17 protein-coding genes are annotated in these 20,146 nt (G+C 43.2%); 14 read left to right on the top strand and 3 right to left on the bottom strand.

What is annotated here, in order from left to right; genetic code table 11:
• The first annotated feature begins 15 nt into the window (after nt 1–15).
• From ACZ41C_RS09565 to ACZ41C_RS09510, 12 genes are all read left to right on the top strand, one after another.
• Nucleotides 16–612: a DUF3347 domain-containing protein gene (locus tag ACZ41C_RS09565; protein WP_138257798.1), complete on the top strand. Its 597-nt coding sequence runs from the start codon at nt 16–18 to the stop codon at nt 610–612.
• On the top strand, nt 613–1,068 hold the full coding sequence (locus ACZ41C_RS09560) for a heme-binding domain-containing protein (protein WP_138257799.1): 456 nt from the start codon (nt 613–615) through the stop codon (nt 1,066–1,068).
• 73 nt (nt 1,069–1,141) lie between these two features.
• Nucleotides 1,142–3,685: a heavy metal translocating P-type ATPase gene (locus ACZ41C_RS09555; RefSeq protein ID WP_138257800.1), complete on the top strand. Its 2,544-nt coding sequence runs from the start codon at nt 1,142–1,144 to the stop codon at nt 3,683–3,685.
• A gap of 5 nt (nt 3,686–3,690) precedes the next feature.
• A complete protein-coding gene (locus ACZ41C_RS09550) occupies nt 3,691–4,398 on the top strand; it encodes a PepSY domain-containing protein (RefSeq protein WP_138257801.1) in 708 nt (235 codons plus the stop codon).
• Between the two features lie 19 nt (nt 4,399–4,417).
• A complete protein-coding gene (locus ACZ41C_RS09545) occupies nt 4,418–4,897 on the top strand; it encodes a DUF305 domain-containing protein (protein WP_045802073.1) in 480 nt (159 codons plus the stop codon).
• A 6-nt stretch (nt 4,898–4,903) separates the two neighbouring features.
• Nucleotides 4,904–6,613, top strand: coding sequence for an efflux RND transporter periplasmic adaptor subunit (locus tag ACZ41C_RS09540; RefSeq protein WP_138257803.1), 1,710 nt, complete (start codon nt 4,904–4,906; stop codon nt 6,611–6,613).
• A gap of 44 nt (nt 6,614–6,657) precedes the next feature.
• Nucleotides 6,658–6,966, top strand: a complete 309-nt coding sequence (locus tag ACZ41C_RS09535; protein WP_338039241.1) for a DUF6660 family protein — start codon at nt 6,658–6,660, stop codon at nt 6,964–6,966.
• A gap of 145 nt (nt 6,967–7,111) precedes the next feature.
• Nucleotides 7,112–11,452 (top strand): CusA/CzcA family heavy metal efflux RND transporter, encoded by a 4,341-nt coding sequence (locus ACZ41C_RS09530; protein WP_464560985.1) that lies wholly within the window; start codon nt 7,112–7,114, stop codon nt 11,450–11,452.
• A gap of 4 nt (nt 11,453–11,456) precedes the next feature.
• Nucleotides 11,457–12,659: an efflux RND transporter periplasmic adaptor subunit gene (locus ACZ41C_RS09525; RefSeq protein ID WP_149304610.1), complete on the top strand. Its 1,203-nt coding sequence runs from the start codon at nt 11,457–11,459 to the stop codon at nt 12,657–12,659.
• A 16-nt stretch (nt 12,660–12,675) separates the two neighbouring features.
• On the top strand, nt 12,676–13,092 hold the full coding sequence (locus tag ACZ41C_RS09520; RefSeq protein WP_138257807.1) for a Fur family transcriptional regulator: 417 nt from the start codon (nt 12,676–12,678) through the stop codon (nt 13,090–13,092).
• A 59-nt stretch (nt 13,093–13,151) separates the two neighbouring features.
• Nucleotides 13,152–13,526, top strand: coding sequence for a DUF3703 domain-containing protein (locus tag ACZ41C_RS09515; RefSeq protein ID WP_138257808.1), 375 nt, complete (start codon nt 13,152–13,154; stop codon nt 13,524–13,526).
• Nucleotides 13,523–15,490 (top strand): heavy metal translocating P-type ATPase, encoded by a 1,968-nt coding sequence (locus ACZ41C_RS09510; protein WP_464560982.1) that lies wholly within the window; start codon nt 13,523–13,525, stop codon nt 15,488–15,490. The genes ACZ41C_RS09515 and ACZ41C_RS09510 overlap by 4 nt, the downstream gene beginning before the upstream one ends.
• A 279-nt stretch (nt 15,491–15,769) precedes the next feature.
• On the opposite strand, the gene ACZ41C_RS09505 is transcribed toward ACZ41C_RS09510, so the two are convergent.
• The 3 genes from ACZ41C_RS09505 to ACZ41C_RS09495 form a co-directional block, all read right to left on the bottom strand.
• On the bottom strand, nt 15,770–16,993 hold the full coding sequence (locus ACZ41C_RS09505; protein WP_138257810.1) for a site-specific integrase: 1,224 nt from the start codon (nt 16,991–16,993) through the stop codon (nt 15,770–15,772).
• A 248-nt stretch (nt 16,994–17,241) separates the two neighbouring features.
• Nucleotides 17,242–17,652, bottom strand: a complete 411-nt coding sequence (locus tag ACZ41C_RS09500) for a VOC family protein (RefSeq protein WP_138257811.1) — start codon at nt 17,650–17,652, stop codon at nt 17,242–17,244.
• Nucleotides 17,653–17,789: 137 nt separating this feature from the next.
• Complete coding sequence (locus ACZ41C_RS09495; protein ID WP_464560979.1) at nt 17,790–18,200, bottom strand: SRPBCC family protein; 411 nt, start codon at nt 18,198–18,200, stop codon at nt 17,790–17,792.
• A 314-nt stretch (nt 18,201–18,514) separates the two neighbouring features.
• On the opposite strand from ACZ41C_RS09495, the gene ACZ41C_RS09490 reads away from it, so the two are divergent.
• Both ACZ41C_RS09490 and ACZ41C_RS09485 read left to right on the top strand, forming a co-directional pair.
• On the top strand, nt 18,515–18,928 hold the full coding sequence (locus ACZ41C_RS09490) for a hypothetical protein (RefSeq protein ID WP_464560977.1): 414 nt from the start codon (nt 18,515–18,517) through the stop codon (nt 18,926–18,928).
• A 126-nt stretch (nt 18,929–19,054) separates the two neighbouring features.
• Nucleotides 19,055–20,137: an efflux RND transporter periplasmic adaptor subunit gene (locus tag ACZ41C_RS09485; RefSeq protein WP_464560975.1), complete on the top strand. Its 1,083-nt coding sequence runs from the start codon at nt 19,055–19,057 to the stop codon at nt 20,135–20,137.
• The last annotated feature ends 9 nt before the right edge of the window (nt 20,138–20,146 follow it).

The raw sequence follows: 20,146 nt of genomic DNA, 5'->3' as shown, positions 1-20,146 counted from the left end.
TAAAACAAACACAAAATGAAAACAGTAAAGAGAACGATAGGTACAATGGCACTTGCTACCGTAGTGATGGTAACAGTTTCCTGCAAGGACGGAAATAAGAACGAACCCGCCAAGCCAATGAGCAATGAAATACATCAAGAAAAGATGGATGATAAGGAAGATATGGCTATGGATAACAGCCAAGATGCCAAGGCAGAAGCGATATTGAAGGACTATTTCAACTTGAAGGACGCTTTGGTCAACGATGACAATTCCAAAGCAAAGGAACTGGGCAACACCTTGGCACAATCGCTCAAATCCTTTGATGCATCGAGCTACTCGGACAGCGAGCAGAACGAACTAAACGATATCATTGAGGATGCCACCGAACACGCCGAGCATATTGGCGAGAGCGATATAGCCCACCAACGCGAGCATTTTAAAACGCTTAGCAAGGATATGACCGATATGGTGGCGATAACGGGAACTTCAATGACCATTTATGAGCAGTACTGCCCAATGTACGATAACAATAAAGGCGGTGCTTGGCTAAGTATGAATGAAGAAATCAGAAACCCCTATTTCGGTGCCCAAATGCTAAAATGTGGTAAGGTGCAACGTGAAATCAACTAAGTGAAAATAGTAAAAATCATAGCGTGGATAGCATTGGTTGCCTTTGTGGTCATCCAGTTTTTTCCTGTGGACTATAACCAGAGTGAAACCGTACCACAAACCGATTTTATGCTCGTGAACAATGTACCTGCAACGGTAGAACAATCGTTGCAGGTTTCCTGCTATGATTGCCATAGCAATAATACCGATTATCCTTGGTACAGCAAGGTACAACCCTCTTCTTGGTACTTGGAACATCATATCAAAGAAGGAAAGGCAGAGCTGAATTTCAACGAATGGGGCAACCTTTCCGACCGAAGGAAAAATAGCAAATTACGGTCTATCATAAACCAGATCGAGGATGGGGAAATGCCTTTGGATAGTTACACGCTAATTCATCGGGATGCAATTTTTTCTGAGGCGAACAAAACAGCAGTAATTGACTATATGAATAAACTAAAAGATAGCTTGGAATAAAGTCCTGCTGCGGGAAGGGTAGTATGATGGTTCGTAGTAACCCTTTCCGTAACAGACACAAATTAGTAAAGTAATGAAACACACCTATCACATACACGGAATGACCTGTAACGGTTGCAGAACCCACGTCGAGAAAACGCTCTCTAAAGTGGACGGTGTAATTGATGTATTGGTCGATTTGGAAAAATCTGAAGCGGTCATTGAAATGGAATCGCATATTCCTATCGAATCATTTCAGGAAGCTCTAAAGCAAGATGGTGGTTCGTATAGCATTCACAAATCTGGCAAACATCATCACAAGGATGATTCGGCTAAAGTTAATACTGAGCATAGTCGAAGTACGAAAGCGAAAAAGCAAAAACCAAAAGGCAAGGGAACCGGAACGTTCTACTGCCCGATGCACTGTGAAGGCGATAATACTTATGACAAGCCAGGCGATTGCCCTGTCTGTGGAATGGATTTGGTGGAAGAGCAAAGCTTTTCCGCCAGTTCCCGCAGCGAACAATGGACGTGCCCAATGCATCCTGAAATTGTAAAGGATGAACCGGGAAGCTGCCCCATTTGTGGGATGGACTTGGTACCGATGAAGCCAGATTTGTCCGCAGAGGAAAAAACCTATAAAAAACTGCTCAAAAAGTTCTGGATAGCCACGGCCTTTACACTGCCTATTTTCATCATTGCGATGTCCGAAATGGTCAGCAACAATCCGCTATACGATATTTTGGAACTGAAATACTGGAACTGGATTCAGTTTGCACTTTCCCTACCCGTGGTGTTCTATGCCACTTGGATGTTCTTCGAGCGTGCTTATCGAAGCATAAAAACGTGGAACCTCAATATGTTCACGCTCATTGGCATCGGTGCTGGTGTAGCTTGGTTGTTTAGTGTATTCGGGATGCTGATGCCGGACTTTTTCCCAGACCAGTTCAAGACCGAAGCGGGCACCGTACACGTGTATTTTGAAGCGGCCACGGTCATTCTCACGTTAGTTTTACTTGGCCAACTATTGGAAGCCCGAGCCCATAGCAAGACAAATTCCGCGGTCAAGGAACTTTTAAAACTGGCGCCAAATAAGGCAGTTAAAGTCGTGGATGGTGAGGAACAGGAAGTGGCCATCGACCAAATTGAATTGGGCGATATTCTTCGGGTAAAACCGGGCGATAAAATTCCCGTTGATGGTGTTATCACCGAAGGCGAAACATCCATCGATGAATCGATGATAACGGGCGAACCCATTCCAGTCAACAAGTCAACCGATGATAAAGTCAGTAGCGGAACTATCAACGGCAACCAGTCTTTCCTTATGAAAGCGGAAAAGGTAGGTTCCGACACTTTGCTTTCACAAATCATCCAAATGGTCAATGATGCCAGTCGTAGCCGTGCGCCTATCCAAAAACTGGCCGATACCGTTTCAGGTTACTTTGTGCCCATCGTGGTCATCATCGCCGTAATCACTTTTGGGATTTGGGCAATTTGGGGACCAGAACCAGCTTATGTGTATGCCTTGGTCAATGCCATTGCCGTTTTGATTATCGCCTGTCCCTGTGCATTGGGATTGGCAACACCGATGTCCGTGATGGTCGGTGTGGGTAAGGGTGCACAAAATGGGGTGCTCATCAAGAATGCAGAGGCACTTGAAAAAATGGATAAGGTAGATACCCTTATCGTGGATAAAACGGGAACGATTACCGAAGGAAAACCCACGGTGGAAAAAATGGGGTCTTTTGATAACGGTTTCAGCGATAGCGAAGTACTGCAATACATTGTTTCCCTGAATAATCAAAGTGAGCATCCCCTTGCGGAAGCCACCATCAAATACGGCAAAGAACAAAAAGCTGATTTCTTAAAAGCCGACGGGTTCAATGCCGTAACCGGTAAAGGTGTTGAAGGTAATGTAAACGGTAAAAAGGTGGCTTTAGGAAATGCCAAAATGATGGAATATGCAAAGGCGACGCTTTCCAAAGAAATGGAAGAAAAAGCCCAATTCTTCCAAAAGCAGGGCAAAACCGTTTCCTATCTCGCGATTGATGGAAACCTTGTCGGTTATGTAGTAATTGGTGATAAAATTAAGAAAACGAGTGCCAAGGCCATCAAGGAATTACAGGACAAGGGAATCGATGTGATTATGCTCACGGGCGACAACCACGATACAGCTCAGGCAGTGGCCAACGAACTCAATCTTGCAGATTTTCAAGCGGGAATGCTTCCCGAAAACAAATTGCAGGAAGTTGAAAAACTACAAGAAAATGGAAAAGTCGTGGCGATGGCAGGTGACGGTATCAATGATGCACCTGCTTTGGCAAAAAGCGATGTAGGCATCGCAATGGGAACGGGTACTGATGTGGCCATAGAAAGTGCTGCCATTACTTTGGTCAAAGGCGACCTACACGGTATTGTCAAGGCAAGAAATTTAAGCGATGTGGTAATGCGAAACATTAAGCAGAATCTGTTTTTTGCGATGATATACAACACCTTGGGAATACCCATTGCTGCGGGATTGCTCTATCCATTTTTTGGGATTTTACTATCACCAATGATAGCTGCTTTGGCGATGAGTTTCAGTTCGGTTTCGGTCATAGCCAATTCGCTTAGGCTTAAAGGTTCAAACATTGATTAAGTTATATGGTAAAAAGAAAAACAGCGATAAAAATTAGAAAGGTACACCGCTATTTGGGCATCTTCTTGGGCATCCAGTTCTTGATGTGGACGATAAGTGGGATGTATTTTAGTTGGACAGACATTGACGAAATACACGGTGACCAATTTCGGCAAGACCCAGTAAAGGCATCTGCTTTTACAAGTTTGATAAGTCCATCCGAAGTGAATCTTGAAGAAGCAATAGTCTCGGTAGAACTTCGGGAAATCGGTGGTAAACCCTTTTACTGGATTAATGACAAACAGCTCTTTGATGCCAAGACAGGCAAAGTAAAGAAAGTAATCTCAGAAAGTGAAGCTCTGAAAATCGCTGAACGGAATATGTTGCCGGAACTTCAAGTAAAAGGAATCGAGCGCATCGAGCAAGTAGGCAGCCATAGCGAGTATCGTGGCAGACCGCTTCCGGCCTATGTCATCAGCTATGAAACACCTAAAAACATCAAGGCCTACGTTTCCGAAAAAGATGGCGCATTCCAAACGCTACGTCATCGGGATTGGCGTTGGTTCGACTTTCTATGGATGACCCATACGATGGATTATGAAGGTCGCGACGATTTCAATACAACCGTACTACGTGCCTTTTCCCTACTTGGATTGATTACCGTATTGAGCGGGTTTTTGTTATGGTATATCAGTTCACCAACAATCAGAAAAATAAAAAAGAGAAACAAATAACACCAAAAATTCAAAAACTATGGAACATTCAAAACACGCAAACAAAGGAAAATACAGAACATTTTTTATGATGCTGGCTTGCTCATTTGTAGCAATGTACATCACAATGTATCTCAACACCTATGAACTCGACCACGTATGGTTCAGCCTAACGCGCTTCTATATGGTCTGTCTGGGCATAGCAGCAATGGCAGTCATTATGTGGTTTTTTATGCGGAAGATGTACACCGACAAGAAAAAGAATATTGCCATTCTTTTAGGTAGTTTGGTCTTGTTTTTTGGGGCATTGTTTTTGGTTCGCGACCAAAAATCCACAGTAGGTGACGTACTATGGATGAAAGCAATGATACCGCATCATTCCATCGCTATATTGACCAGTGAACGAGCGGACATCAAAGACCCAGAGGTGAAGAAACTGGCAGAAGAAATCATCAAGGCACAGCGCAGGGAAATTGCCGAAATGAAAGAAATGATTGAACGATTACAGAACGAAAAATAAATAGCTATGAACAAGAATTTCATATATATCGCTATTGCAGTCGTTGTCGGACTGCTTGGTGGTTGGCTCATTTTCGGTGGCTCATCGGAAGAATCTATGACAGATAAGCACGACCATTCCACAGAAGCGGAAGGTCAAATGTGGACCTGCTCGATGCACCCCCAGATTATGCAACCCGAACCAGGTGATTGTCCCATTTGCGGAATGGATTTAATTCCTGCGGAATCAGGTGCTGATGGACTTGCAATGAACGAAATAAAGATGACCAAAAATGCGATGGCATTGGCGGACATCCAAACATCCATCGTGGGAAATGCTTCTGTAGATGATGAGAATATGATTTCCCTTTCGGGAAAAATCAAGATGAACGAGGAAGAAAATGCGGTGCAGGCCAGTTATTTCGATGGTAGAATTGAACGGCTCAACGTCAATTTTGAAGGTCAGGAAGTACAAAAAGGGCAATTGTTGGCAACCATTTATGCACCTAATCTGATAGCTGCTCAGCAAGAATTGATTACTGCGGCTTCGCTAAAAGAATCGCAACCCTCACTATACAAGGCGGTACGCAACAAACTGAAACTTTGGAAACTCTCGGAAGCCCAAATCAATAGCATAGAGGAATCCGGCAAGGTCAAAGAGAACTTTCCGATTTATGCGACCGTATCCGGAACGGTTTCAGAAAAAATGGCTGCCGAAGGCGACTATGTAAAACAGGGACAGCCCATTGTAAAGGTGAGTAACCTAAACTCTGTATGGGCGGAATTTGATGCCTACGAAAACCAGATTTCAGAGTTTAAAAAAGGGCAGAAAATTTCAGTAACGACAAATGCTTATCCAAATAAGGAATTTGATGCAACGGTCTCATTTATAGACCCTGTTCTGAATACCCAAACCCGCACCGTAACCGTTCGGGCCAATCTCAAAAATAGCGATGGAATGCTAAAACCCGGAATGTTCGTAACTGGCAAAGTAGAAGGAACAACGGTAAATACGGAATCAAACCTGACCATACCTGCAAGTGCTGTGATGTGGACGGGTGAACGGTCTTTGGTGTACATCAAAACCAACGCCAACGAACCTGTTTTTGAAATGCGGGAAGTTACTCTTGGCAATCGCAATGGCGATATGTTTACGGTTACATCCGGTTTAAAAAATGGCGATGAGATTGTGACCAATGGCACTTTTACCGTAGATGCAGCTGCGCAATTGCAGGGGAAGAAATCGATGATGAATCAAAGTACTGAAGAAGAGAAAGAAATGATGGCGATGGAAATGTCACTTTCAACTTCTTTTCAAGAACAGTTTGTGAAGGCTTTGCCGTCATACCTTGAACTCAAAGATGCTTTGGTAGCGAGTAATGCAGAAAAAGTTTCCGATTTTGCGAAAGTATCTTCCGAAAAAATGAAGGTGATATCACAAAAAGATTTGGACAAAATGCTCAAAACCCATCTATCCAAAAGTATTGAAATGCTGGATGCCATTGCAAGTAATTCTAATTTAGAAAACCAACGTAGTCATTTCGTCATTCTCAATGAAAATTTGGTTGCAATAGCAATGAATCTCGAAAGCATTGACAACCCCCTATACGTTCAAAAATGCCCAATGGCAAACAACAATAAAGGTGCGGTTTGGTTGAGCACCGAAGAAGAAATCCGTAATCCTTATTATGGTGATGCAATGTTAACGTGCGGTAGTGTGATTGATTCGTTGAAATAGGACTTTGCAACCCTGTTGCACCGAAATTCTGTTATCTTTGCATCGTGAAAGTTTTGGCAATCATATTATCGATTTACTTCTTGGCGCTCAATGTGGTGCCTTGTAGCGATGTTGGTGATGTCGCCGACGATTCCCAAACCGTTTCAGTAGTTGATTTTGATGGTGACCACGGTGACGATTGCGAACTTTGCTCACCGTTCTGCCAGTGCCACTGCTGTCACGTTCACACGATACACTTTGGTATTGCTAACTTCGAACCGCTTCAAGCGACCATTCCACAGGATAACTTTTCCCACTTCGACAGTATCGGTAAGGATATTACTTTCTCTCTCTTTCAGCCCCCGCAGGTTTAATTCAGTTTTACAGGATTACTATATCCAGTTTTGAAGTTTTCAGCTTTAGGAAACTTCAAATGGTGTATTTGCCTTGCGCGCCTGTCCAAAGCGCAGTCGAAGGGAAAGCACAATTTCATTTTTAACTGAATTAACACCTAAATCTATGATTAACAGAATCATTGATTTTTCAATCAATAACAAATTTATTATCGGTCTGCTTACACTGGCACTCATCGGTGCCGGTATCTACAGTATGACCCAAGTTCCCATAGATGCTGTGCCGGATATAACCAACAACCAGGTACAGGTCATCACGCAATCGCCCAATCTGGGTACAGAGGATATCGAACAGTTCGTAACCTATCCCGTGGAAGTGGCGATGAGCAACCTTCCCGATGTCAAGGAAATCCGTTCGATTTCCCGATTCGGGCTATCGGTGGTAACGGTAGTTTTTGACGATGATATGGGAACCTTTTTGCCACGCCAGCTCGTTTCCGAAAAACTGACTGAGGTACGCGAGCAAATTCCAGAGGAATTGGGCCAGCCATCGATGGGACCTATTACAACTGGTTTGGGCGAAGTGTACCAATACACCTTAAAGGTCAAGCCTGAGTTTCAGGACGAGTATTCCCTTGCCGACTTGCGCACGATGCAGGATTGGATTGTACAACGACAAATGGCGATGGTGCCTGGCGTCGTTGAAATCAATGCGATAGGTGGAAAGATTAAACAATATGAAGTGGCCGTTGACCCCAACGAATTGAAGGCTATCGGGCTTACCATTACCGATGTATTTAAAGCTTTGGAAGCAAACAATAGGAATACGGGTGGTGCCTACATCGAAAAGAACCACCAGGCCAACTTCATTCGGGGTGAAGGTTTGGTACGCAACCTCAATGACATCAAGAAAATCGTTATTAAAAATGAAAATGGTGTGCCCATCACCGTAAACGATGTGGCCGATGTACGCTTCAGTTCCGCCGTTCGCTATGGGGCATTAACGCAGGATGGCGAAGGCGAGGTCGTCGGTGGACTGGTGATGATGCTCAAAGGCGTAAACTCAAACGAGGTCATTGTCCGCGTTAAGGATAGGATGGCGGAAATCCAGAAATCACTTCCCGAAGGCGTGGTCATCGAACCCTTGTTGGATAGAAGTAAACTCATAAGTGAGACAACGGGCACGGTACGCAACAATCTTCTGGAAGGCGCGCTCATCGTGATTTTTGTACTCGTCTTTCTTTTGGGGAACTGGCGTGGCGGACTGATTGTGGCATCGACCATTCCCCTATCCCTATTGTTTGCCTTTATCCTAATGAATGTTTTTGACGTATGGGCGAACCTGATGAGCTTGGGTGCAATCGACTTTGGTATTATCGTAGATGGGGCGGTCATTATCGTGGAAGCGAGTGTATTTCTTATGGCCAGTTATGTGCTTAAAAAGAAATCTTTGGATAAGAAAGACCGTGACGAAATTGCAGCCGATGCATCCAAAAAAATGATGAACGCAGCCTTCTTCGGACAGCTGATAATCCTTATCGTTTTCCTACCCATCTTGGCATTGGAAGGTGTCGAGGGCAAGATGTTCCAGCCTATGGCACTTACGTTCATCTTTGCGATGATTGGTGCAATGGTTTTATGTCTGACCTATGTGCCGATGATGTCCGCATTATTCCTGAAACCGCCAAAAAAGGAAAAGAAATCGTGGGGCGACCGTTTTGTACATTGGGTACAACGCAAGTATGAGCCCCTATTGTTAAATGCCTTGGAAAAAGGAAAATGGGTCGTTAGTATTGCGGTGGCCATCTTTGCCGTGGCTATCTTCACGTTCACTAAAATGGGCGGTGAGTTCATACCGCAATTGGACGAGGGCGATATTGCTTTCCACGCTATTTTGAAACCCGGAAGCTCATTGAGCGAGACCATCGAGACCACCACAAAAATAGAACGCATCGTAAAGGCCGAATTTCCCGAAGTGGAAAAAATAGTTAGCCGTATCGGTGTTGCGGAAGTGCCTACCGACCCAATGCCTATGGACTTTGCCGATGTATTCGTAATCCTGAAACCGCAGGACGAATGGGTTTCTGCCGAATCCAAGGATGAACTTATTGACAAGATGAAGGATGCGGTGAGCATTATCCCTGGTGTCAATTATGAATTTACGCAACCCATCGAAATGCGGTTCAATGAACTATTGGAAGGCATCCGTGAGGATATTGCCATTAAGATATACGGTGAGGATATCGATGTACTTGCGTCCAAAGCGGACGAGATTACCAAAATCATCGCAGGTACTGAAGGTATAGGCGATATGCGGGCAGAAGCCACATCGGGCTTACCGCAGATGACGATAAAGTACAATCGAAACAAACTGGCCCAATACGGCGTAAGCATCGACCAACTCAATATGATGGTGCAATCCGCTTTTGCAGGTGGGTACGCAGGGGTCATTTTTGAAGGTGAAAAGCGTTTTGATTTGGTGGTAAGGCTCGATGAGCAGAACCGAAGCGATATCAACGATATCCGTAATCTCTATATCAATCTACCGAACGGTTCACAAATTCCACTTCACGAACTGGCGGCCATCGAATACACACCGGGACCGATGCAGATAAGCAGGGACAATACCAATCGCAGAACCTATGTAGGCGTTAATGTACGTGGTCGCGATGTGGAATCGCTGGTCAATGAGATAAGGGACAAGCTGGATGCAAACCTCGATTTACCCCCAGGTTATTTTATCCGCTATGGTGGTGCCTTTGAAAATCTGGAAAGGGCCAGCGACCGATTGCAGACCGTGGTTCCTATTGCGCTATTACTCATATTCATCCTGATATATTTTGCATTAAAATCCTTTCCGCAGACGTTGATGATTTATCTGGCCATACCGATGGCGACTATTGGTGGCGTGTTCGCTCTCTGGCTTAGGGATATGCCCTTTAGTATTTCCGCAGGGGTTGGCTTTATCGTGCTTTTTGGGGTTGCCGTACTGAACGGATTGGTAATGATTAGCGGATTCAACGAACTGAAAGAGGAAGGCGTTATAAACCTAAAAGAGCGAATCGTTGAAGGAACAAAAAGAAGGGTACGCCCCATTATGCTCACGGCCTTTACCGATATCCTTGGGTTTCTGCCAATGGCAATTTCCGCATCGGCAGGGGCAGAAGTTCAGCGACCGTTGGCAACGGTCGTTATCGGTGGATTGATTACATCCACCTTGTTGACTCTATTCATTCTTCCCATTTTCTATCAATGGGTAGAAAGACGTTCGGAACGCAAGATAAAGGTCAATCCGAAAATCGTAACCGCTTCTGCGGTGGTCTGTTTCTTTTTTGCTTTCGCGAAAGCGGAAGCGCAACAAGTTCGGCAGAACGATACATTACCTGTTGTTTCATTGGAACAAGCGGTAGAAATATCCAAAGAAAACTATCCGCTATTGAAAACAAAACAACTGGAAATTCAAAAGCAGAACGCCCTAAAAGGTACGGCCTATGATTTAGGGAATACCCAAGTGTTTACCGGTGGTGAGGAAGTTTCTGATGGTCAGGGCATTTATACCCTTGTTGGCGTGGTTCAACAGAATATCAACCTGTTCGGTATCGGTGCGAAGAAGCGGTTGCAAAAACAGCGTATCGCCTTGGCGGAAACCGCACTTGACTTTACCGCATTGCAAGTGGAACAGGAAGTCAAAAAAGCTTGGTCACAGGCCTATCAGCAACGGCAGAAATTTGAACTGTATCGTGAACTGGATTCCATCTACTCGCAATTTGAAAAGGCGATTGAACTGAATTACGAGGTAGAGGCCATTTCACGTTTGGAATATTCATCGGCAACCAATCAGGCATTACAAATCAACAATAAACTTCAACAGGCCGAAAGTGACTATGCCATTGCCCTACAGAAGCTTAATCTTTGGTTGGTTTCCGACACGTTCTATACTGTTCCCGACACCCTTGATGAAAATGAAATGGCAGTACTGGGAATTCCATCAACCATAGAAACCCATCCAGAACTGGAACTTTCGCGAAAGCGGATTGAGGAAGCCCAATCCAGCTACCAAGCTGAACGTTCCGATTTGTTGCCCAATCTCAACCTTCAGGGCGGATTGCAACGGGTGAATGGCAGTAACGGATTCTACACTTATCAGGCAGGAATATCCCTTCCATTGTTTTCTGGTACAGAACGCAGTCAGGCCAAGGCAGCCAAAATCCAAAGTGAAATTGCAAAAGCCAATGCGGACTTTACCAAACGCCAACTGCAATCGGAATATCGACAAGCTGTACAAGCGTATCAAAAATGGGAAGCATCCTGGCGATTCTATAAGGACAAGGCCTTACCGCTTGCCGAGGAACAGCGACAGGGTGCGTTATTAGCCTATAAGGAAGGTGCCGTGGATTATGCCGCATTCACCCAAATTATTAGGGATGCCATACAGACGGAAATGGATGCGCTGGACGCGCTCGACAATTATCTAAAATCAGTTTTTGCACTACAATATTTCAAATAATAAAATGAAGAATCTATCAAAATACACAGCTATTGGTTTGTTGGCGATGCTTTTGGCGTTGACCGCTTGTGGCGATTCCAACAAAGAAACCGCAGGGAATAAAAATGCCAATCTGGAAATGGAAAAAGAACATTCCGAGGGTGAAGCCGAGGAAGTAATGCTCACAGCTAAACAGTTCGATGCACTACAAATGGAAATCGACACCCTGCAAATGCGGAATATGAGCGGTTATGTGCAAGCCAACGGGCAGTTGGAAGTCCCACCTCAGAACGAGGCCACCATCACAACGGTAGTAGGTGCCAACGTGGTATCCATCGAAGTTATCGAGGGTGATAAGGTTAATAAGGGGCAAACGGTCGCCTATCTGTCCCACCCCAATATCATCGAGAAACAAACGGATTACCTCAATGCTTTCAGTAATAGTCAATTTCTTAAAAAGGAATATGAGCGGCAAAAAACCCTGTACGATGCAGGTGTCGGCAGCGGTGCCAATTTTCAAAAGGCAGAAGCCGAATACCAGGCATCCCGAAGTATGGTAAAAGGTCTTGAGGCGCAACTGCAACAGTTGAGTATCAGCGCACCAGGCGTAAGAAACGGTACAATTTATCAGCGTGTATCTCTTAGAAGCCCCATTGAAGGATTCGTCCAAAAAGTAGAAATTAAGACTGGGCAGTACGTAGAACCACAGACCGACCTTATGGAAATTGTGGACACCCATCACGTACACGCAGATTTGATGGTTTTCGAAAAGGATGTCCATAAGGTGAAAGAAGGGCAAAAAGTGGTTTTCAATGTACAGTCCATTCCCGGAAAGGAACTGACTGCCGAAATCTATTCCGTAGGAAAGACCTTTGAACAAAATCCGAAGGCTATTCACGTACACGCTGAAATCGAGAACAAGGAAGGCAACCTGATTCCCGGGATGTACATTCAGGGGCGCATCCAAACGGAAAATACACAAACTAAGGCGATGCCCGAAGCTGCCATAGCAGCCGATGGCGAGAGATTCTTTGTATTCTCGGCAGAAAAGGAAGGTGACGATTGGTCATTCAAACCCATTGAAATCACCAAAGGCACCCACGATGGCGATTGGATTGCCATTGATTTTTTGAGCGAACAAGAACCGAACACACAATACGCCTATAACAACGCCTACTACCTAATGGCGGAACTAAAAAAGGGCGAAGCGGAAGAACACGGACATTAATACAGACAATTATAAAATGAAAAAAATAGAACAAAGACTCACTGAAAATGGCGTTCGCCCGACGGCGATGCGGTTATTGATTTATAAATATTTGGCAGAAAAGGAAGTAGCCATATCATTGACAGATATTGAAGCCGCTTTCGCGAAAGCAGAGCGTACGACTTTATATAGAACGTTGCGCACCTTTGAAGAAAAGAAAATTGTGCACCAAATAGATGATGGTACAGGCATACAAAAATATGCACTTTGTGAGCCTGGTTGCGATTGTAACCTTGAACAAGATTTGCACCTGCATTTCCATTGTAACAATTGCGATGAGACCGTTTGCCTGACCGAACATAAGATTCCACATATCAATCTGCCAGAAGGCTTTGTGGCAGAGGATGCCAATTTGGTACTGAAGGGTATTTGTGACAAATGCAGCGGACAATAATGCACTTCCGTTGCATAGGTCAGATACATACCTTGCACTTTAAAAATGAATAATAAATAATGAAATTTAATACCACCATACCAATAGGCCTTAGAGCATTTTATTTAGATGAACTGAACCTATATCGTTCTTCATTACATAGTGGAAATTCATCCCAAGCTTGGCATCACCTTGAACGTTCCCATATTCTCGGTCAATCCTACCCGTTGGAACATACCTATACCCATTGGTCAATGTTAAAATTCGGGTTACGCCAGCGAAACACAAAAGAAGTTCTGGGTCAGGTGTTGCGACTTTTGGTTGGTGGTTGGAAATCATTTATCGACCACGTACCCATTGGAAATACCGGTGGAAGCGATGTGCCACCATTGAAAAGAATGGAAATGCCCGAAGACATAGCCAAAATTTTAAATAAATACCGAAAAACGCAATGAAAAAGAAAAAAGTAAACTTACGGGATTTAGACCCGAAAGAACATCAAGGTGAGCACAGTCACGATGACGGACATAACCATAGCAGTGCCGCAGAGGTATCCAATTTTAAGACCTACTTGCCCGCCATTTTCAGCTTTTTAATGCTGATTACGGGCATTGCCATAGATTATTTCGATACGTTCCCATTCTTCAGGGGCTGGGTGCGGATTATTTGGTACACTGTAGCTTACATTCCCGTTGGGTTTCCTGTAATTAAAGAAGGCTGGAACAGTATCAGGAACGGTGATTTCTTTACGGAATTTTTCTTGATGTCCATTGCCACCTTGGGGGCATTTGCCATAGGCGAATATCCCGAGGGTGTGGCCGTAATGCTATTTTATGCCGTGGGCGAACTCTTCCAGAACGCTGCGGTAAATAGGGCGAAGGGAAATATAAAGGCACTTTTGGATGCGCGACCCGATGAAGCATTGGTTTATAGAAATGGGGATTTTGTTTCGGTCAATCCCGAAACGGTCGAGATTGGTGAAAGAATTCAGGTTCGCGTAGGCGAAAAAATTCCTTTGGACGGCATTTTACTTTCAGAAAAAGCATCGCTGAACACGGCTGCCATTACCGGTGAAAGCAAACCCGATACCATTGCCAAGAGCGAAAAAATCTATGCAGGAAGCATCAACTTGGATGGGGTCATTGAAGTAAAGACTACCAAAGAATTTAAGGACAGTTCCATCGCCCGAATCTTGGATATGGTTCAGAACGCTACCGCCCGAAAATCTAAAACGGAGCTGTTCATTAGAAAATTCGCCAGAATTTATACACCCATCGTGGTTTTCCTTGCCATCGGACTGACGTTTTTGCCCTATTTCTTCGTGGACGATTATGTGTTTAGGGATTGGCTCTACCGCGCTCTGATTTTCTTGGTAATTTCCTGTCCCTGTGCCTTGGTCATATCCATTCCCTTGGGCTATTTTGGCGGATTAGGTGCGGCATCCCGCAACGGGATTTTGTTCAAAGGTGCGTCCTTTCTCGATGCGATTACCAAGGTAAATACCGTGGTAATGGACAAAACGGGTACAGTTACCAAAGGGGTCTTCAAGATTAAGGAAGTGGTCAACAAATCCGCTTTTGCAGAAGCGGAATTTATGCAATATCTGATGGCGATGGAAGAACAATCCACCCATCCCATTGCAAAGGCAATTCTGGAATATAAGGCCGATGGTGCCGATTTTGAAGCGACCGAAGTTTCCGAAGTGGCAGGAAAAGGACTGAAAGGTACGGTCAACGGAAAGCAAGTATTGGTCGGCAATAAGGCTTTGATGGTTTCCAACGGCATCGAAGTTCCCTCTGAAACCGATACCATAGTCGAATCCATAGTAATGGTAGCCATCGATAAAAAATTTGCCGGATACGTGACGATTGCCGATGAACTGAAGGAAGATGCCCACCAAGCCATCAAACAGATACGAGAGGCGGGTATCTCTAAAATCATAATGCTCTCGGGCGACAAGGATTCCATTACCCAAAAGGTTTCCAAAGAATTGAATATCGATTGGGCAAAAGGAGGTCTACTACCGGAAGATAAACTGACCGAGGTTGAAGAACTGAAAAAAAAACCTGACACCACAGTTGCCTTTATGGGTGATGGCATCAATGATGCGCCCGTACTCGCTGCAAGCAATGTGGGTATCGCAATGGGCGGTTTGGGAAGCGATGTGGCCATCGAAACCGCAGATGTCATCATACAGACCGACCAACCAAGCAAGATTGCCACGGCGGTTAAAATCGGTCGTTCTACCCGAAAAATTGTTTGGCAGAATATCGGTTTGGCATTCGGGGTAAAAATTATCGTGCTTATTCTGGGCGCAGGTGGACTTGCCACAATGTGGGAAGCGGTCTTTGCCGATGTTGGGGTAGCATTATTGGCAATTTTTAATGCGGTGCGGTTGCAGAAGATGAAGTGGGGGTAGAATAACGTTTCATAATATTTTTAGCTTGGTTCTTCTATAAAACGTCAGTTATATAAGACAATACCGGGAAAGCAAACCTTTTTTCGTCAAGATGTCCTATTCTCGGTCCTTTGTATTGGCAAAGTTAATGCACCTTATTATGAGACTGAAATCTTAAAAAAAAATGGAATTTCCGACTTGGGATTTAGTGCCCTATCGGGCACTTTTTGTGGTTAGGGAGAAGAAGAAAAAGCGGGATTTTAATCAAACCGAGAAAAAAAGCTTCATTCAAAATGAAACTTAAGACATGATTTTAGCATCATAATCATCAATAACATTGGTTTCAAATGAACTTAGATAGCTTTGGGTCATGGCCTCGGTTGTATGGCCCAAACTATCTTGAATCACATTGCTAGGCGCGCCGCTTCTCTTTAGTATGTTGGCATAGGTGTGTCGGGCAGTATAAATTGTGAATTTTGGAAGTTCAAGTCTTTCCGCCAAACGCTTTAGATAAATATTCTGCCTTTTTCGTTTGTTTTTTATGGTTTCATGGGTTTGATTTTGGGATACATCCTTGGTAAGTATAGGAAAAATGTAATCATCCTTTTGAATTTTGCCCTTATTATAGTCAAGGAGCATTTGCTTTAAGGCAGGGGTTATTTTGATGGAGAACAATTTGTTCTTTGTTTTGGCCCTTATGTATGTTATCCGCTCAAAATCGCCTTGTACATTATCCCCTCTCAACAAGGCCATATCCATCCAATTCATACCTCGCAAGTAGAAAGAAGCCATGTACAGGTCTCGCGCCTTGGCCAAGTGAGGCTCTTCAATTGATACTTCCTTTAAAGTTTGTAATTGCTCCCTGTTTAAAAATTGTCTTTTAGGAGTTCCGTTCTTTATCGAATAATCGTTAAAGGGATTGTGATTTTCCTTGGCTATCCCGTGCTTAATAGCTTTTTTGTAAACCGATCTCAGAGTTCTGAGATACACACTTAAACCACCGGCCGTATTTCCGGAAGCGTAATGATTCGTCTCCAACTTCTTTACAAAAGCGTAGTTGATTTGACGGAAAGGAAGGGAACGCTTTCCATGGAATTTTTCTATTCTATTTCTCAGGGTCCTATAGATTTCTGCATTACCATATTTTCCGGCCTTTTTGAAATCTAGTATTAGAGAATCGATGAATTGAAAAAAGTCCATGTTGCCAACGGACTTACCCTCTATTTCTTTTTTGATTGAGGACATCGACAAACTTTCAATTTTACCATCTTCCTTCAAGCGGGAAACAGTGTCGTAAATCTTCTTCAGCTTTTCTTGTATTCCGTTGTTCAGCCGCGTAATATTCGAAGCTATTTTACTTGAAGGCCTTATACGTTGATTCTTGGCATCGAAGTCTTTTTCAGCCAAGTTGTAGCCCAAGGGCAGATATATAGATTTACGATTATAGGTGATGCGTATCACCAGCGGAAAGGTTCCGTCCTGTTTTTGGCGTACTTTGTTTAGAAGGACTTTTGTGGTTAGCATACGTTTGTAAATTTATAAACTATTTATAAACAAATATAGGTGTTATTTGGTTCTATATGGTTTTATATAATTTTTAATTTACTGAAAAACAGCCATTTAATTATTTTTAAAATCAATTAAAACCATAAATGACGTGTCTGTCACGCAGGGGGTCGCGGGTTCGAGTCCCGTCCAGACCGCAAAAAGCCCTCAATTTATTGATGGCTTTTTTGTTTCCTTATGGGTTTCAATCGCAAAATCCATTAAATCTATTTCGGCATTTTATCCATTTCCATGTGCAGCATGCTCCAACGGTGGCCGTCCCTATCGATAAAACCCATGGCGTACATCCAGCCATCGACTTCGGAAGGTTCGGCAAAAATCCTGCCTCCGGCATTTTTCACTTTTTGGGCCATATCATCGACTTCCGTTCTGGTCTGGGCATCCAAATTGATCAACATCTCGGAACCTTTGTTGGTATCGGAAATCCCCGTCTGTGCAAAATGCTGAAAGGCATTTTCAGGAAAGAGCATCAAGACAAAATCGTGCTCACCAACCAAAAAACTTCCTATTTGCTGGGAATGGGCATGCATGGGATTTTCCCTAAACCCAATTTGCTTGAAAAATGTCTTTGAAACGTGTATATCCTTAACGGGAAGGTTCAACCAAATCGATTTCATACTATTTACTGTTAGGTGGTTACATCAAATATAACCAACTTTAAAATAAAAAATCTCCAACAATACCCGTAGATTCCGTACAATCCCATTTTTCCTGATATTAAAGGAATTCAAGTATCCAACCTAAAAAAATAAGTCTAATTGGATTCCACGTAGTCCTTGAAATTATCCAAAATGGCCTGCCAACCTTGCCGCTGTAACTCCAGGGAATTTTGGTTTTCGGGTTGAAAGGTCTCCACAATTTCCGTTTGACCCTCCTTGTCCACAAATATTACGGATACTTCCCGTCCGTCATCCAAGGTGTATTCCAACAGATTATTAGGTATTATTTTGGTGAATTGACCGCCAAAATCAAAGCCCATACTCCCATCTTTGGCTTCCATCCTACTAGTAAACCTACCACCTTCCCTAAGGTCGCTTTCAGCGTTTGGGCAGTGCCATTCATCCGATGCGAAATTCCAATTTTTGATATGGTTTGTTTCCGTCCAATACTTCCAAGTTTTTTCTTTCTTGGCGTTTACGATAGCTGCTACTTCTATTGCCTTCATTTTTTGTTTATTTATACTTAATTGATAGTTGATCCGTTTGTGTTATTAGATCTAAAGATAGCTTACAATTTCATGCAAGATTTTGCCAATTGAACTTTGAGGAAATAAATGTCCGGGACGGAATCATTGTATTTTTTCTCGAACGTAAGGTTAACGTTCTATTTATACAGATTAAGGTATACTAAACCATTAATTACTAATTACATAAAAAAAGCCCCGTTAAACTTCATTAATCACTTTTCTATCGATTTTTGCATTTTTTTAACAACCACTTTTTGTTATCAGGGTTTTCTTGATATAATTTCACCCCCGAAATGAAGCAAAGTCTTTTAAAATATTCCTTACCACTAATGCTCACCTTGCTGTGTGGGCTTTTCTTTGTTCATTCCAATTTAAAGGTAGAGGATTCCATAAAACTCGATTCCAAGGAAGCCTTAATCCAACTCAATGATGTAGACCAGCATGCCCAGGTCGCCATCAACCCATTATCCAGTGATAAAAAACTTGCCATCGAGGTTGCAGAAACCGAAGAGCAAGAGGAAGAGATAAGACATACGTTTCCAACGCAGCACGGTAGATATTTAGGTGGCATTTCCGCTACTTCACTTAGAACCCAATTCATTTGGCATACTCGCTTTGATTCACAAAAATCCTTTGTAGCCTTCAGCGCATCGGATACAACTTCCTTATTTAGAAGATACATCAAGTATCAGGTATTTAGACTATAGCATTTTTTAGGCCGCAACACTTTGCTGGCCCCTTTCAAAAAGCCTTTCTCACCTAGACTCCTTCTTTAGGAGAAGTGATAGGCAAATCCATTGTTCTAAATAATATCATTTTCTAAATTTAAAATTATGAGGAGAATCCCCATGATTATAGGTCTTCTAATTATTTTGGGCCTATCTAGCTGTAACTCCAAAAAAGAAACCCACGAGGACTACACAAAATTTTTGGTTACCAGTCCCATAAAAAAAGACACTTCCATCACCAAGGATTATGTGGCCCAAATTCATTCTATACGCCACATAGAACTTAGGGCCCTTGAAAAAGGGTATTTAAAGGAAATTCATGTAGACGAAGGCCAGTTCGTAAAAAAAGGGCAAAAGATGTTCAACATAATGCCCAATGTCTATCAAGCCGATTTACAAAAGGCAGAGGCCGAAGCCAAAATTGCCGAAATAGAGCTCAATAACACCCAATTACTTGCCGATGGCAATGTGGTCTCCGCCAATGAGCTCGCCATGGCCAAAGCTACTTTAGAAAGAGCAAAAGCAGAGGTGGCATTGGCCCAAACACATCTTGGATTTACAGATGTTCGCGCACCTTTTGATGGTATCATGGACCACCTTCACGTTCGGGAAGGTAGTTTACTTGATGAAGGAGAACTATTGACCACCCTATCCGATAATTCCGAAATGTGGGTCTATTTCAACGTACCGGAAGCCGAATATTTGGATTATATCATGAGCAAGGACAGGGGCGATAAGAAAACCGTAGGTCTTTTGTTGGCCAATAACAAACAGTTCAACCAAAAGGGTATCGTACAGACCATTGAAGGTGAATTCAACAACGAAACGGGAAATATAGCCTTTAGGGCCACCTTCCCCAATCCCGACAGAATTCTTAGGCACGGAGAGACTGGAAGTATTCTCATGACCATCCCCTTTAAAGATGCTATCATCATTCCCCAAAAGGCCACTTTTGAGATTCTTGACAAAAAATATGTTTTTGTGATCGACGAAAATAACGTTGTGCAACAGACGGAAATTACCGTTGCTGCAGAACTTCCTCACTTATTTGTTGTTAGTAAAGGAGTAAGTCCTAAAGATAAAATTTTACTGGATGGCATACGAATGGTCAAGAACAAGGAAAAAATAAAGACCGAGTTCGCGGAGCCGAACGAGGTGATTTCCAAGTTGGCCGTTTATGCCGAATAACAAGAATTA

The organism is Maribacter sp. C-4077, from assembly GCF_055378385.1.
The sequence above is the reverse complement of the archived record's forward strand: the minus strand, read 5'-3'. Positions and strand labels throughout refer to the sequence as shown.